This is a genomic window from Flavobacteriales bacterium (genome assembly GCA_016715895.1).
Taxonomy (GTDB): domain Bacteria; phylum Bacteroidota; class Bacteroidia; order Flavobacteriales_F; family PHOS-HE28; genus PHOS-HE28.
In genome coordinates this window covers 550,284-564,696 of sequence record JADJXH010000004.1, presented here as the reverse complement: position 1 = coordinate 564,696, position 14,413 = coordinate 550,284, and the positions used below count along the sequence as shown (strand labels likewise).

Below are 14,413 nucleotides of genomic sequence, written 5' to 3'. Positions count from 1 at the left end.
GGCCCACCCCTTCCGGACCAGGCCTTTCACCGGATCGTGATCGTCCGGGCTTAACCCAGCTTGGCCAGTTGCACTTCGGCCAGGATGCGCACCTCGTCGGTCAGTCGCACCACTGGCCTGTTATCTTTGGTCTTCGGCAGAACCAGTTCTCATCCATGAAACAGATCACCCTCAAGGTCAAGGAAAGCAAGCTCAACTTCTTCCTGGAGTTGATCCGCGCGCTCGACTTCGTGAAGGTGGAGGACTTGGGTGATGATGACGAGGTGGTTCGAACCAACATTCGAAAAGGTGCCGAGGAAGTGAGGCGCATCAAGGCTGGAAAGCTGGAAGGACGCCCCGCCCGCGAGCTTCTCGATGAGCTATAGCGTTCGCACTACGCCCAACTTCGATCGTGAGGCTAAACGCCTGGCCAAGAAGTGGCCGTCGTTGGGAGCCGACCTCAAGAAGCTCTTCGCGAAACTCGCGGAAGAACCCACCACTGGCACCTCGCTGGGTGGCGATATCTACAAGATCAGGCTGTCGATAACCTCATTGGGCAAAGGCAAGTCCGGTGGCGCCCGTGTGATGACCTATGTACAAGTGGTCGATAAGGTCGTCTACCTGTTCAGCATATATCACAAGGGGGAACGCTCAACGCTTTCGGACAGAGAGATCAAGGAGTTGCTCACGGAGATACCCTGATCGGCGACATGCCGAAATGAAAGGCCCACCCCTTCCGGAGCAGGCCTTTCACCGGATCGTGATCGTCCGGGCTTAACCCAGCTTGGCCAGTTGCACTTCGGCCAGGATGCGCACCTCGTCGCTCACCAGCACGCCGCCGGCCTCCAGCGCTGCGTTCCAGGTGAGGCCGAACTCCTTGCGGTCGAGCTTTCCGCTCAGGTTCAGGCCGGCCTTGGTGTTGCCCCAGGGGTCCTTGGCCACGCCGCTCCACTCCACGTCCAGCGTCACCGGCCTGGTCACATCCTTGATGGTGAGGTCGCCGGTCATCTTCCAGGTGCTGCCGCTGCCTTCGATGCGGGTGCTCGTGAAGCTCAGCTTGGGGTACTTCCCGCTCTCGAAGAAGTCGCCGCTGCGCAGGTGGCCATCGCGCTTCTCGTCGTTGGTGAAGATGCTGTCGGTGTTCGCCCAGAAGCGTACCTGGGCGTTGTTGAGGTCATCGCCTTCGAGCTCCACTTCGGCGCCGAACTCCTTGAAGCTTCCCGTGACGGTGGAGATCATCAGGTGCTTCACCTTGAATTGGATCTCGCTGTGGCTGGGGTCGATGGCCCACTTGGTGGTGGTGGCGGTCGCTGTTTCCATGGTTTTCGTTGTGTTTCAATGTTTGTTGAGGGCGGATCATGATCCGCCCGTACGATCTGTTCGGTAGGGATCACGAGAGTTGCATCGGCACATCCTGCAGGAGGATCTCCGCGCCGTTGGGGCCCGCCTCGATGTGCAGGGTGTCGGTGTCCCACACACCCAGGGCATCGCGCTTGCCCAGGGGCTGGCCTTCGATGGTGGCGCTGCCCTCGATCACGAAGGCGTACACGCCGTTGCCAGTGCGCTTCACCGCGTAGGTGGTCTTCCGGCCCGCATCCCAGTTGCCGATGTGGAACCAGGCATCCTGGTGGATCCACACACCGGCATCATCGGGGTTGGGGCTTAGCACCTGCTGCCAGTTGTTCACGCGGTCCTTGGGGTCCAGCGTCAACTGCTGGTAGCGCGGTGTCACCTGGCGCTTCTTGGGGAAGAGCCAGATCTGCAGTGTGTTCGCATCCCGGTCCGCATAGGGGTTGAACTCGCTGTGCAGGATGCCCGTGCCGGCGCTCATCACCTGCACATCGCCGGCGTTGATGATGCTGGTGTTGCCCATGCTGTCCTTGTGCTGCAGCGCGCCCTTCAGGGGGATCGTGATGATCTCCATGTTGTCGTGCGGGTGCGTGCCGAAGCCCTTGCCCGCCGCGATGATGTCGTCGTTCATCACGCGCAGCACACCGAAGTGCATGCGGGTGGGGTCGTACCAGTTCGCGAAGCTGAAGCTGAAGTTGGCCTTCAGCCAGCCGTGGTCGGCGGTGCCGCGCTCGCTGGCGCGGTGAAGGATCATGTTGGCCATGCGTTCAGGGGGGGTGGGCGGAAGGTGGTCGAAGCCGACCGGGTCCAGCGGGCGCAGTTCGTCGATGTCGTTCTGCATGAGGCTGGCGGCCGCGCTGCCGCCCACCAACATGCCGGTACCCAGGAGGCTCTTGCGGAGGAAGTCCTTGCGGTCCATGGTGCTGTCGTGTTCGGTCCCGATCCTGGAACAGCGGTCCAGAGGGCTTCGTTCATTTCGCCTGCAAATATATTCCATGGAAAATAAATAGAGGGCCAGGGGAACCCCCACCCTTGGAACCGCGAGCGACCGTGGAGACCCCTCGGACCATCATCCGGCCCGCGGACCACTGCGCACCCCGACCTTTGCGGCATGTCCCTCCCTTGGATGTCCGCCGCCGAGGCCGTGCGTCTGGTACACAGCGGCGACCGCGTCTTCATCCACGGCAGCGCCGCCACCCCGGTGCGCCTGGTGCATGCCCTGCTCGACCGCCACACCGAGCTCCATGACGTGGAGCTCACCGCCATCAGCACCTTCGGCGACCTCGGCTTCGACCGGCCCGAGGTGCAGGGCCCGTTCAACCTGAACGCCTTGTTCGTCAGCGCCAACATGCGGGGCATGGTGGACGGCCCCTACGGCGACTACATCCCGGTCTTCCTCAGCGAGATCCCCCGCCTGTTCGAGAAGGGCATCCTTCCGCTCGACGTGGCCCTGGTGCATGTGTCACCGCCCGACCGCCATGGCTTCTGCTCCCTGGGCGTGAGCGTCGACGTGGCCCGCAGCGCCGTGCGCAACGCCCGCACCGTGATCGCGCAGGTGAACCCGAACATGCCCCGCACCCTCGGCGACGGCCATGTGCACATCAGCCGCTTCGCCGCGCTGGTGGAGGTGAACGACCCGCTGCCCGAGGTGGACTACGCCGCGCAGATCGGGCCCAAGGAGCGCCGCGTGGCCGAGCTGGTGAGCGCCATGGTGGAGGATGGCAGCACCCTGCAACTCGGCATCGGCGCCATCCCCGACGCCATCCTGGGCGCATTGGGCGGCCACAAGGACCTCGGCATCCACACCGAGATGTGCTCCAACGGCATCATCGACCTGGTGCGCAACGGCGTGGTCACCAACAAGTACAAGAAGAAGCACCGCGGCAAGGTGGCCACCGCCTTCGCTTTCGGCACCCGCCGCCTCTACGACCTGGTGGACGACAACCCCTTCTTCGCCTTCCTCGACGCGCAGTACGTCAACGATGGCAAGGTGATCCGCGAGAACCCCAAGGTGGTGGCCGTCAACAGCGCCATCGAGGTGGACCTCACCGGCCAGGTGTGCGCGGACAGCATCGGCACCTACCAGTTCAGCGGTGTGGGCGGGCAGATGGACTTCATGCGCGGGGCGGCCCTGAGCGAGGGCGGCAAGCCCATCATCGCCCTGTGCAGCACCACCGGCACGGGTGCCAGCAAGATCGTGCCCTTCCTGAAGCAAGGCGCCGGCGTGGTCACCACCCGGGCCCACGTGCACTACGTGGTCACCGAGCACGGTGTGGCCTACCTCTACGGCAAGAACCTGCAGCAGCGCGCCCGGGCCCTGATCGGCATCGCGGCGCCGGAGCACCGGGAGGGGTTGGAGAAGGCGTACCGGGAGCGGTTTCAGCGCCCCAGGACCTGATCGCCCCTAGGGCAACACCACCGGCCACACCCCCAGGGCCACCACGGCGATGCCGCACAGCACCACCACCAGGCCGTTGAGCGGGGTCACCTGCACATCGAGCGGCTGCTCATCCGCGGTGAAGGCCTCGCGCACCACCACGAAGTAGTAGTAGATGCCCACCAAGGCCATGGCCACGGCGAACACGGTGGTCTTGAGGAAGCCCGCCTGCAGGGCGAGCAGGAACACCTGGTACTTGGCCACGAAGCCGGCGGTGAGCGGGATGCCCGCCAGGCTCAGCAGCAGCAGCAGCGCGGTGATGGCCAGCCAGGGCTTCGCCTGGTACAGTCCGCGGAAGCTGCGCACCTCCTCGCTGCCGTTGGCCGCGCGCTTCACCAGCACCATCACCACGAACAGGCCCACGGTGGCCAGGCCGTAGGTGAGGGTGTAGTAGAACAGGGTGCTGATGCCGGAAGCCGCATTGCCCAGCACCACCAGCAGCAGGAAGCCCGTGTGCGCCACGCTGCTGTAGGCCATCAGGCGCTTGAAGTTGGTCTGCCGCAGCGCCACGATGTTGCCCACGAAGAGGGTCAGCACGGTCATCGCCAGCAGGGTGTTGGCCAGCGCGGGCGGCAGGCCGGTGAGGTGCACCAGGCGGAAGAAGCCGGCGAAGGCGGCCATCTTCACCACCGTGGCCATGAAGGCGGTGACCAGCGTGGGGGCGCCCTCGTACACGTCGGGGCTCCAGAAGTGGAAGGGCACGGCCGCCACCTTGAACGAGAGGCCGATGGCGATGAAGAACAGGCCCATCAGGAAAAGCGGCGAGGGTGCGCTGCCCTGCGCCTCGGCCACCTCCTGCACACGACCCAGGTCGAAACTGGCGCTGACGCCGTACACCAGCGCGATGCCCATCAGGAAAAGCGCCGTGGCGAAGGAGCCCAGCAGGAAGTACTTGAAGCTGGCCTCGCCGCTCCGGTAGCTGGTCTTCTTGCCGCCGGCCAGGATGTAGAGCGGGATGCTGAGCACCTCGATGCCCAGGAAGAGCACCAGCAGGTTGGTGTAGCTCGTGAGCAGGTAGGCGCCCACGAGCGAGAAGACCATCAAAGCATAGTGCTCCGCCACATCACGCTCCATCCGGGCGTAGTAGTCCACGCCGAAGAGGAAGAGGAGGATGGTGAGGCCGGTGAGGCCCATGTTGAAGGCCGTGGCCGTGCCGTCGAAGCGCACCATGTCCGCGAAGAAGGCGACGTCCATGTACCAGCCGGAGGCCATCAGGGCGATGGCGCCCAGCAGGCCCAGCACGGCCACCGGGGCCAGCAGCCGCTTGTTGCCGAACACGCCGAGGTAGAGCAGCAGCACGCCCAGCACCGAGGTCAGGATCAGCGCGCTCATCTCAGTTCAGGGCGGTGAGGGTGTTGAGCATCAGTTGCACGGGGGCCTCCAGCAGGTCCAGCACCGGGCCCGGGTATACGCCCAGGAACAGGCTGATCGCGATGAGCGGCACCAGGTAGAGGTGGTCGTCCTGGTCGGCGTCCGCCACGGCGGGGCCCCCGCTGTCGGGGCCCAGCATCACGCGCTGGTAGGCCCACAGCATGTAGATGGCGCCCAGCACGATGGTGCAGGCGGCCGCGAAGGCCATCCAGCCGTTGTGCTGCCAGAGGCCGTTGAACATGAGCCACTCGCCCACGAAGCTCTGGGTGAGGGGCAGGGCCACGGCGTTCACCAGCACCAGCAGGAAGAGCGCGGCCAGGCGCGGGGTGCGGAGCTTGAGGCCGCCCATGGCGCCCAGGTCGTGGGTGCCGGTGCGGGCGTGGATGGCGCCCACCAGGTACAGCAGGCCCACCAGCAGCACCGCATGGGCGAAGGCCTGGTAGAACGCACCGCTCACCCCGTAGCTGTTCAAGGCGAAGAGCCCGGCGCACAGCAGGCCCACGTGGCTCAGGGAGCTCCAGGCCACCAACCGCTTCAGGTCGCGCTGGCGGAAGGCGATGGCCCCGGCGTACAGGGCGCCCGCCAGGCTGAGCCCGATCACCAGGTCGCGCCAGAACACCACGCCCTCGGGGACGATCGGCATCACGAAGCGCAGGATCCCGTACAGGCCCATCTTCAGCATCACGCCGCCCAACACCATGGTGCCCTGCAGCGGTGCCACCGTGTAGGTGTCCGGCTGCCAGCTGTGGAAGGGGAAGATGGGCAGCTTGATGGCGAAGGCCAGGAAGAGCGCCCAGAAGAGCCACACCTGCACCTCGCTCCCCAGTCGCAGCGCGTGCAGGGCCGTGAAGTCGGCGCTGTACGGCGCCGGCGTCTGCAGCACGCACCACGCCAGGCCGAACAGCAGGCTGAGGCCGCCCAGCAGGGTGTAGATGAAGAAGCGCATCGTGACGGCCCGGCGCTGCTCACCGCCCCAGAAGAGCAGCAGGAAGAACACAGGCACCAGCGCCAGCTCGTAGAAGATGTAGAAGAGGAAGGCGTTCTGCGCGGCGAACACCCCGAAGAGGAAGCTCTGTGCGTAGAGCAGCAGGGCGTTCACCGTGGCGGGGCGGTCGTGCTGCTGCTTGAAGCCCGCCCCGATGATGAAGGGGAAGATGAGGCCGGTGAGCACCAGCATCAGCAGGGCGATGCCATCGTAGCCCAGCACCAGCCGCAGGCCGATCGCGGGCACCCAGTCGCGGTCCACCACGGTGATGGCGGAGCCGGCGTAGCCCGCCCACAGGAGCAGCACCACCACGGCCGTCACCAGCGTGCTGGCCATGGCCAGCAGGCGCGCCTGCGCTTCGGGGCGCGCCACCAGCAGCAGGGTGGCGGTGGCGAAGGGGAGCAGCAGCAGCGCGGCGAGCAGCATCACAGGCCGTTGAGGGTGAGGAACAGGAAGATCAGGAGGCCCGCCACCATGGCGAACAGGTAGGTGCTCATGTTGCCGGTCTGCGCGCGCCGCAGCAGGTCGCCCAGGCGTTCGGTGGTGGTGCCCACGCCCACCATCAATGGCTGCATCACCCGCTGCTCGAGCAGGGCGGAGAGGTTGGTGCTCAGCCAGCCGTAAGGCTTCTCGAACAGGCGCTCGTACAGCTCGTCCAGGTACCACTTGCGCGCGGCCCAGCGCTGGGGCACGGGCAGGGCGTCGGCCTCGGGGTCCAGGGTGGCCTTTTTCGCGAAGCGGCCGTAGGCGATCCAGATGGTGAGCAGCACCACCGCCGTGCTGAAGCCCATGAGCGACCACTCCAGCAGAGCGCTCAGGTGCAGCTGCTCAAGGCCCACGCCGGACGCGGCGGTGGCCAGGAAGTGCTTCATCGGCTCTTGCCCGCCGAAGACGTGCGGCAGGTTCAGCGCGCCTCCCACCACGCTCAGCACGGCCAGCACCCACAGGGGCGCGGTCATCACCGCAGGGCTCTCGTGCGGATGGGCCTGGCCCCGGTAGCTGCCGAAGAAGACCAGGAAGAGCAGGCGGAACATGTAGTAGGTGGTGAGCACCGCGCCCGCCACCAGCAGCGCATAGATCCAGGGGCTGTACTGGTAGGCATGGGCCAGGATGGCGTCCTTGCTGAAGAAGCCGCTGAGGGGGAAGATGCCCGCGATGGCCAGCGTGCCCACCAGGAAGGTGCGGTAGGTGGCGGGTGTGCTGCTACGCAGGCCGCCCATCCGCCGGATGTCCTGCTCACCCCCCAGCGCGTGGATCACGCTGCCGGCGCCCAGGAAGAGCAGCGCCTTGAAGAAGGCGTGCGTGGTGACATGGAAGAGGCCCGCACTGAAGGCCCCCAGGCCCAGTGCCACGAACATGTAGCCCAGCTGGCTCACGGTGGAGTAGGCGAGCACCTTCTTGATGTCGTTCTGGAACACCCCGATGGTGGCGGCGCAGAGGGCGGTCACCAGGCCGGTGACCAGCACCACGTCCTGCGTGAGCGGCGCCAGCACGAACAACGCGCTGCTGCGCACCAGCAGGAAGATGCCGGCCGTGACCATGGTGGCGGCGTGGATCAGCGCGCTCACGGGCGTGGGGCCCGCCATCGCGTCCGGCAGCCAGGTGAACAGCGGCAGCTGGGCGCTCTTGCCGATGGCGCCCACGAAGAGCAGCAGGGTGATGGCCGTGATCGCCGGGGCGCCCGTGGCGAAGCCGTCCGCCCGCTCCATCACTGCGGTGTAGTCCAGCGTGCCGAACACCTGGAACACCAGCGCCAGGCCGAGCACGAAGCCCACGTCGCCGATGCGGTTCATCACGAAGGCCTTGCGCGCGGCGTAGTTGTAGGCGGGGTTGGTGTACCAGAAGCCGATCAGCAGGTAGCTGCACAGGCCCACGCCCTCCCAGCCGATGAAGGTGACCGCGTAGTTGGCCCCCATCACCAGCAGCAGCATGGCGAAGGTGAACAGGTTCAGCAGGGCGAAGAAGGTGCTCTGCCGCGGATCGTCGTGCATGTAGCCGATGCTGTAGAGGTGGATCAGCGTGCCCACGCCCGTCACGATCAGCATCATGGTCAGGCTCAGGGCGTCCACCTGGAAGGCGAGGCCGATGCGCATGTCGGCCACCCGGATCCAGTCGAAGAGGTGGGCCACCTGCGCGCCGCCGGCCGGGTCGAAGCCCAGGAAGAGCAGCACGCTGCACAGGAAGGAGCCGCCGATGAGCGCGGTGGCCAGCATCCCTGCGGTGTGGCCGCTCAGGCGGCGGCGCAGCGCGGCGATCAGCACCGCACCCGCCAGCGGCAGGGCGGGCACCAGGGGGGCCAGCAGCTGGGCGCTCACCATCGCAGGCGGTTGAGTTGGTCGATGTCCACGCTGTCCACGTTCCGCTTCATCATCACCAGCACGGCCAGGCCTACGGTGACCTCCGCCGCCGCGACCAGCATGATGAAGAAGACGAACACCTGTCCGCCTGGGTCGCTGTGGTGCGCGCTGAAGGCCGTCAGCAGCAGGTTCACGCTGTTGAACATCAGCTCCAGGCACATGAGGATGATGATGGTGTTGCGCCGGAACAGCACGCCGGTGAGGCCGATGCTGAACAGCGCGAAGCTGAGCATCACATAATGCTCCAGGGGCACCAGCCGGATCGCGCTCACCACCTCGTTCATGCGGCCTGCGGGTTCTTCTCCCTCCGCCCCAGCATCACCGCGCCCACCATGGCGCTGAGGAAGAGCACGCTGCTGACCTCGAAGGGCAGGAGGAATTCATTGAAGAGGCTGCGGCCCACGCTGCGCACCAGGCCGGTGCCGATGTCGAACCCGTTCGCGGGCTCCACACTGATGCCGTGGCGCACGGCCGCCAGCAGGGTGAGCAGCACCAGGCCGCCCGTCACCACCGCCGCCACGCGGGTGGCGAGGGACTTCTGCGGTTCGGTGGCCTTGTTCAGGTTGAGCAGCATGATGACGAAGAGGAACAGCACCATGATGGCGCCGGTGTACACGATGATGTGCACCACGGCCAGGAACTGCGCGTTCAGCAGGATGTAGTGGCCGGCGATGCTGAGGAAGCAGACGATGAGCGCGATCACGCTGTTGACCGGGCTGCGGGCGGCCACCACCACCAGGGCGCTCAGCACCGAGATCGCCGCGAAGAGGTAGAAGAGCGTGAGCATGCCGGCGTGCGCCTCAACGATTGTGCGCGAAGTTGCGGTCTTTCTTGAATTCGGCCACCGCCTTCGGCTGCCGCTTGCTCACATCCACGCGCAGGGCGGGGTCCAGCGGCTCCACCAGCCATTGCTTGCCGTACACGAAGGTGCCGCGCGTGTAGTCCGTGGGTACCAGGCGGTCCGTGAGGAAGATGGCCTCCTTGGGGCAGGCGTCCTCGCAGTCGCCGCAGAAGATGCAGCGCAGCATGTTGATCTCGTACACCGCCGCGTACTTCTCCTCGCGGTACAGCTTCTCCTCGCCATTTTTCCGCTCGGCGGCCACCATGGTGATGGCCTCCGCCGGGCAGGCCACCGCGCACAGGCCGCAGGCGGTGCAGCGCTCGCGGCCCTGCTCGTCCCGCTTCAGCACGTGCATGCCGCGGTACACCGGGCTCATGGGCCGCAGCTGCTCGGGGTATTTCACCGTGGCCTTCCGCAGGCGGAAGAAGTGCTTGAGCGTGATGCCCATGCCCTTGACGATGGCCGGCAGGTAGATCCGCTCCATCAGGGTCATCCGCTTCTCGCTCACCACCTGGGAGCGCTTGGTCAGCGGCTGGGTGATCGGGGTCGCCATGGCTCAGATGCCGTTCTTCAGGTAGTAGCCCACGCCGGTGAGCAGCACGTTGAGGATCGCCAGGGGGATCAGGCTCTTCCAGCCCAGGTCCATCAGCTGGTCGTAGCGGAAGCGCGGCAGTGTCCACCGCACCCACATGAACAGGAAGATGAAGAAGGTGATCTTCAGGAAGAGCGCCACCGTGCCCAGGATCACCGTCACGTTCTGCGGCAGCCCCAGCCCGTCCAGGAAGGGCACGTCGTAGCCGCCGAAGAACAGGGTGCTGATCACCGCGCTGCTGATGAACATGTTGACGTACTCGGCGAAGAGGTAGAAACCCAGCTTCATGGAGCTGTATTCCGTGTGGTAGCCGCCCACCAGCTCGGTCTCGCACTCCGGCAGGTCGAAGGGGGCGCGGTTGCACTCGGCGAAGGCGCAGATCACGAACAGCAGGAAGCCCAGCGGCTGGTACACGATGTTCCACAGCCCGGCCCGCTGCTGCTCCACGATGTCGTTGAGGCTGAGGCTGCCGGTGAGGATCACCAGGGCCACGATGCTCATGCCCATGGTGAGCTCGTAGCTCACCATCTGGCTGGCGGCGCGGATGGCGCCGTACAGCGCGTACTTGTTGTTGCTGGCCCAGCCGCCGAGCATGATGCCGTACACCCCGATGCTCACCATGGCGAACACGTAGAGGATGCCGATGTCCGGATCGGCCACCTGCAGCTTGAAGGCCGTGCCGCCCAGGTCCAGCGTGCCGCCCCAGGGGATCACCACGCCGGTGAGCAGCGCGGTGGTCATGGCGATGGCCGGGCCCAGGAAGAAGAGCCAGCGGTTGGCCGAGGCCGGCATGAAGTCCTCCTTCATGATCATCTTCACCCCGTCAGCGATGGGCTGCAGCAGGCCGAAGGGGCCCGCACGGTCGGGTCCGATGCGGTCCTGCATGAAGGCGGCCACCTTGCGCTCGGCGTAGGTGGCGTAGGCGGCCACCCCGAGGGTGACCAGCAGCAGCGCCACCAGGAAGATCACGGTGGGGATCATGCGCCGGGGAGTTCTTGCGGCCGGCCCACCGGGGTGCTGTCCGGGGCGGCCTTGGTGAGGAGCTTCTGCTTGAGCTGCAGCTCGTAGTGGTTGGCGCCGATCACGCTGTGGCGGTCCACGGTGCGCGGGCCCTCCACGGTCCAGTGCTTCACGTCCTTGTGGTCGAAGCGGCAGGCGTTGCAGATGAACTCCTCCACCTCGCCCCACTGGTCCTTGCGGCCCGTGACGCGCAGCACCTCGTTGCCCTTCATCCACAGCACGGCCTTGCCGCTGCAGGTGGGGCATTTGCGGTGCGCGTCCATCGGCTTGGTGTACCACACCCGGCTGGCGAAGCGGAAGGTGCGGTCCGTGAGCGCGCCCACGGGGCACACATCGATCATGTTGCCGCTGAAGTCGTTGTCCACCGCCTCCTGGATGTAGGTGCTGATCTCGGCCACGTCGCCGCGGTTGATCACCCCGTGCACCCGGCCGTCGGTGAGCTGCTCGGCCACCTTCACGCACCGGTAGCACAGGATGCAGCGGTTCATGTGCAGCTTGATGGTGTCGCCGATGTCGATGGGCTCGAAGGTGCGGCGCTCGAACTGGTAGCGGCTCTTGCTGAGCCCGTGCTCATAGCCCAGGTCCTGCAGGTGGCACTCCCCCGCCTGGTCGCAGATGGGGCAGTCCAGCGGGTGGTTGATCAGCAGGAACTCGGTGACGCCCTTGCGCGCGTCGAGCAGCTCGGGGTTGGTGGTGTTCTCCACCACCATGCCGTCCATCACGGCCGTGCGGCAGCTGGCCACCGGCTTGGGCATGGGGCGCGGGTCCTTGTCGCTGCCCTTGGTCACCTTCACGATGCAGGTGCGGCAATAGCCGCCGCTGGTCTTCAGCTTGCTGTAGTAGCACATCGTGGGCGGCACCACGTGGCGATGCGCGGTGTCGCGCTCGCCGATCATGCGGGCGGCCTGCAGGATCGTGGTACCCTCGGGGACCTCGATCTCGATGGTGTCGATGGTGACCTTCGGCATGGCTCAGACCGTTGCGGGCTTGGGTTTGCGCACGAACGGCTCCTTCTCGAAGTGGCGCGGGTCCTTCACCTTCTGCGGGTGGCGGACGTGGAACTCGAACTCGTCGCGGAAGTGGCGGATGGCGCTGGCCACGGGCCAAGCCGCGGCATCGCCCAGCGGACAGATGGTGTTGCCCTCGATCCGCCGCTGGATGTCCCACAGCAGGTCGATGTCCTCCATGCGGCCCTCGCCATGCTCGATGCGGTGCAGCACCTTCTCCATCCACCCGGTGCCCTCGCGGCAGGGGCTGCACTGGCCGCAGCTCTCGTGGCGGTAGAAGCGGGTGTGGTTCCAGGTGCTGCGCACGATGCACTGGGCGTCGTTGTAGGCGTAGAAGCCGCCCGAGCCCAGCATGGTGCCGGTGGCGAAGCCTCCGTCGCTCAGGCTCTCATAGGTCATCAGGCGCGGCTCCCCGGCGGCCGTGCGCAGGAAGAGCTCGTAGGGCACGATGGGCACGCTGCTGCCGCCCGGCACCACCGCCTTGAAGGCCCGGCCGTCCACCCCGCCGCACCACTGGTCGCTGTTGATGAACTCGTCGCAGCTGACGCCGAGCTCGATCTCGTACACGCCGGGCCGCCTGATGTTGCCGCCGGCGCTGATGAGCTTGGTGCCCGTGCTGCGGCCCACGCCGATCTTGGCGTACTCCTCGCCGCCGTCGTTCACGATGGGCACCACCGCCGCGATGGTCTCCACGTTGTTCACCACCGTGGGGCACTCGTAAAGCCCCTTCACCGCCGGGAAGGGCGGCTTGATGCGCGGGTTGCCCCGCTTGCCCTCCAGGCTCTCCAACAGCGCCGTCTCCTCCCCGCAGATGTAGGCGCCGGCGCCCACCTGCACGTGGATCTCCAGGTCGTAGCCCGTGCCCAGGATGTTGCGGCCGAGCCATCCGGCGGCGCGTGCCTCGTCGATGGCCCGCTCCAGGATGCGGCTGACGTAGAAGTACTCGCCACGGATGTAGATGAAGGCGAGGTTGGCCCCGAGCGCGAAGCTCGAGGTGATCATGCCCTCGATGAGGAGGTGCGGGATCCGCTCCATGAGGTAGCGGTCCTTGAAGGTGCCGGGCTCGCTCTCGTCAGCGTTCACCACCAGGTAGCGGGGCACGCCGGGCGGCTTGGCCAGGAAGCTCCACTTCATGCCCGTGGGGAAGCCCGCGCCGCCGCGGCCGCGCAGGCCGCTCTTCTTCACCTCCTCCACCACGGCCTCGGGGCTCATGGTGCGCAGCGCCTTCTCCACACTGCGGTAGCCGCCCTTGGCGCGGTACACCTCCAGCCCCTGGATGCCCGGGACGTTCTCGTGTTCAAGCAGCAGCTTGCGGCCCATGGGTTATCGAGTAGCGAGTGATGAGCAGCGAGTGACGAGTGGCAGCTGCCCAAGGCAGGCGCGCCACTCACCACTCGCTACTCGCCACTGCATGTTCATCGGTCCGTGTAATTACTCCGCGTGTAGGCTCCCTGCAGCCGCTCGATCAGCGCGTCGAACGCCTCCGGGGTGAGGTCCTCATGGTAGGTGGCGCCGCACTGCAGCATCGGTGCCGTGCCGCAGCTGCCCAGGCATTCCACGGCCTTCAGGGTGAAGAGCCCGTCCCGGGTGGTCTCCCCCACATGGATGCCGAGCTTCTTTTCCGCGTGGGCGATGAGCGCATCCCCGCCGCGCAGCATGCACGGGGTGGTGCGGCAGATCTCCAGCACGTGCCGGCCCACCGGCCGCAGGTTGAACATGCTGTAGAAGCTGGCCACCTCGTACACCTCGATGGGTTGTATGCCCAGCAGGACGGCCACCGCGTCCATCGCGGGCACGCTGAGCCAGCCGTCGTTGCCGGCCTGCGCGATGTGCAGGATGGGGATCAGCGCGCTCTTGGTGCGGCCCTCGGGGTAGCGGGCCATGATGGCGCGGCACTCGGCCAGCGCGTGCTCGCTGAAGGTGAAGGGAGCGACCCCTTCGGTGGTGGTGACTGGCGTGAGGCGGACCGACATCTAGGCGACAAAATAAACGTTCGAGGTCCAGCCGGAAGAGCCCGTTCTTTCACCGCAGCGGCGCAGCGGACGCAACGACGAACGCAGCTTCATTGAGGCATTCCATTGGCGATCCTGCGGACACCGTCCCTGAGCAGGCTCTCGTTGAAGTTGATCAGCAATCCGAGCCGGTTGCCCGTGAGCTTCAGGTAGGTGAGCAGCTGGGCCGTGTGGATCGGATGAAGCTCTTCGACCGCTTTCACCTCGACGACCAGCCTGTTCTCCACCCACAGGTCCAACCGATAGCCCGCATCCAACTGTACATCGCCGTAACGCAAGGGCAGCGGATGCTGATGAAGGATCGACAGCCCGGTCATCCTCAGTTCATGGAGCAGGCAATGCACGTATGCGCTTTCCAGGAGGCCGGGGCCCAATGCGCGATGGACCTTGAACGCCGCGTCGAGCACCCGGGTAGCGAGATCGTTCTCCTCCACGGTCCGTTGCGGTTCCGTTGCGACCGCT

16 protein-coding genes are annotated in these 14,413 nt (G+C 66.2%); 3 read left to right on the top strand and 13 right to left on the bottom strand.

All coding sequences use genetic code 11. The annotated features are described in order from the left end of the window. Positions 1–155 precede the first annotated feature (155 nt). Together IPM49_11015 and IPM49_11010 are read left to right on the top strand one after the other, a co-directional pair. Positions 156–365 carry a hypothetical protein gene (locus IPM49_11015; protein MBK9275054.1) on the top strand — a complete coding sequence of 70 codons (210 nt, stop codon included), beginning with the start codon at positions 156–158 and terminating at the stop codon, positions 363–365. Beyond that, the gene (locus tag IPM49_11010; protein ID MBK9275053.1) at positions 355–681 is read left to right on the top strand and encodes a type II toxin-antitoxin system RelE/ParE family toxin; all 327 of its coding nucleotides are present in this window, start codon (positions 355–357) and stop codon (positions 679–681) included. Before IPM49_11015 ends, IPM49_11010 begins: the two co-directional genes overlap by 11 nt. Before the next feature lie 72 nt (positions 682–753). On the opposite strand, the gene IPM49_11005 is transcribed toward IPM49_11010, so the two are convergent. Both IPM49_11005 and IPM49_11000 read right to left on the bottom strand, forming a co-directional pair. Beyond that, positions 754–1,299: a YceI family protein gene (locus tag IPM49_11005; protein MBK9275052.1), complete on the bottom strand. Its 546-nt coding sequence runs from the start codon at positions 1,297–1,299 to the stop codon at positions 754–756. Between the two features lie 70 nt (positions 1,300–1,369). Then, positions 1,370–2,248 carry a pirin family protein gene (locus IPM49_11000; GenBank protein ID MBK9275051.1) on the bottom strand — a complete coding sequence of 293 codons (879 nt, stop codon included), beginning with the start codon at positions 2,246–2,248 and terminating at the stop codon, positions 1,370–1,372. A gap of 192 nt (positions 2,249–2,440) precedes the next feature. On the opposite strand from IPM49_11000, the gene IPM49_10995 reads away from it, so the two are divergent. After that, a complete protein-coding gene (locus IPM49_10995) occupies positions 2,441–3,727 on the top strand; it encodes an acetyl-CoA hydrolase/transferase family protein (GenBank protein MBK9275050.1) in 1,287 nt (428 codons plus the stop codon). A 6-nt stretch (positions 3,728–3,733) separates the two neighbouring features. On the opposite strand, the gene IPM49_10990 is transcribed toward IPM49_10995, so the two are convergent. From IPM49_10990 to IPM49_10940, 11 genes are all read right to left on the bottom strand, one after another. Beyond that, positions 3,734–5,098, bottom strand: a complete 1,365-nt coding sequence (locus IPM49_10990) for an NADH-quinone oxidoreductase subunit N (GenBank protein ID MBK9275049.1) — start codon at positions 5,096–5,098, stop codon at positions 3,734–3,736. 1 nt (position 5,099) lies between these two features. After that, positions 5,100–6,548: an NADH-quinone oxidoreductase subunit M gene (locus IPM49_10985; protein ID MBK9275048.1), complete on the bottom strand. Its 1,449-nt coding sequence runs from the start codon at positions 6,546–6,548 to the stop codon at positions 5,100–5,102. Then, the gene (gene nuoL / locus IPM49_10980; protein ID MBK9275047.1) at positions 6,548–8,437 is read right to left on the bottom strand and encodes an NADH-quinone oxidoreductase subunit L; all 1,890 of its coding nucleotides are present in this window, start codon (positions 8,435–8,437) and stop codon (positions 6,548–6,550) included. Before nuoL ends, IPM49_10985 begins: the two co-directional genes overlap by 1 nt. After that, positions 8,434–8,763, bottom strand: coding sequence for an NADH-quinone oxidoreductase subunit NuoK (nuoK, locus tag IPM49_10975; GenBank protein MBK9275046.1), 330 nt, complete (start codon positions 8,761–8,763; stop codon positions 8,434–8,436). The genes nuoL and nuoK overlap by 4 nt, the downstream gene beginning before the upstream one ends. Beyond that, positions 8,760–9,266 carry an NADH-quinone oxidoreductase subunit J gene (locus tag IPM49_10970; protein MBK9275045.1) on the bottom strand — a complete coding sequence of 169 codons (507 nt, stop codon included), beginning with the start codon at positions 9,264–9,266 and terminating at the stop codon, positions 8,760–8,762. The genes nuoK and IPM49_10970 overlap by 4 nt, the downstream gene beginning before the upstream one ends. 13 nt (positions 9,267–9,279) lie before the next feature. Further along, on the bottom strand, positions 9,280–9,873 hold the full coding sequence (locus tag IPM49_10965; GenBank protein MBK9275044.1) for an NADH-quinone oxidoreductase subunit I: 594 nt from the start codon (positions 9,871–9,873) through the stop codon (positions 9,280–9,282). A 3-nt stretch (positions 9,874–9,876) separates the two neighbouring features. Beyond that, on the bottom strand, positions 9,877–10,893 hold the full coding sequence (gene nuoH, locus IPM49_10960; GenBank protein ID MBK9275043.1) for an NADH-quinone oxidoreductase subunit NuoH: 1,017 nt from the start codon (positions 10,891–10,893) through the stop codon (positions 9,877–9,879). Further along, positions 10,890–11,900, bottom strand: a complete 1,011-nt coding sequence (locus IPM49_10955) for a (2Fe-2S)-binding protein (GenBank protein MBK9275042.1) — start codon at positions 11,898–11,900, stop codon at positions 10,890–10,892. The genes nuoH and IPM49_10955 overlap by 4 nt, the downstream gene beginning before the upstream one ends. 3 nt (positions 11,901–11,903) lie before the next feature. Then, entirely contained in the window at positions 11,904–13,259 is a 1,356-nt protein-coding gene (gene nuoF / locus IPM49_10950) for an NADH-quinone oxidoreductase subunit NuoF (protein ID MBK9275041.1), read from the bottom strand. Positions 13,260–13,354: 95 nt separating this feature from the next. Next, positions 13,355–13,912 (bottom strand): NAD(P)H-dependent oxidoreductase subunit E, encoded by a 558-nt coding sequence (locus IPM49_10945; protein MBK9275040.1) that lies wholly within the window; start codon positions 13,910–13,912, stop codon positions 13,355–13,357. Positions 13,913–14,001: 89 nt separating this feature from the next. Beyond that, complete coding sequence (locus IPM49_10940) at positions 14,002–14,385, bottom strand: GxxExxY protein (protein ID MBK9275039.1); 384 nt, start codon at positions 14,383–14,385, stop codon at positions 14,002–14,004. Positions 14,386–14,413 lie beyond the last annotated feature (28 nt).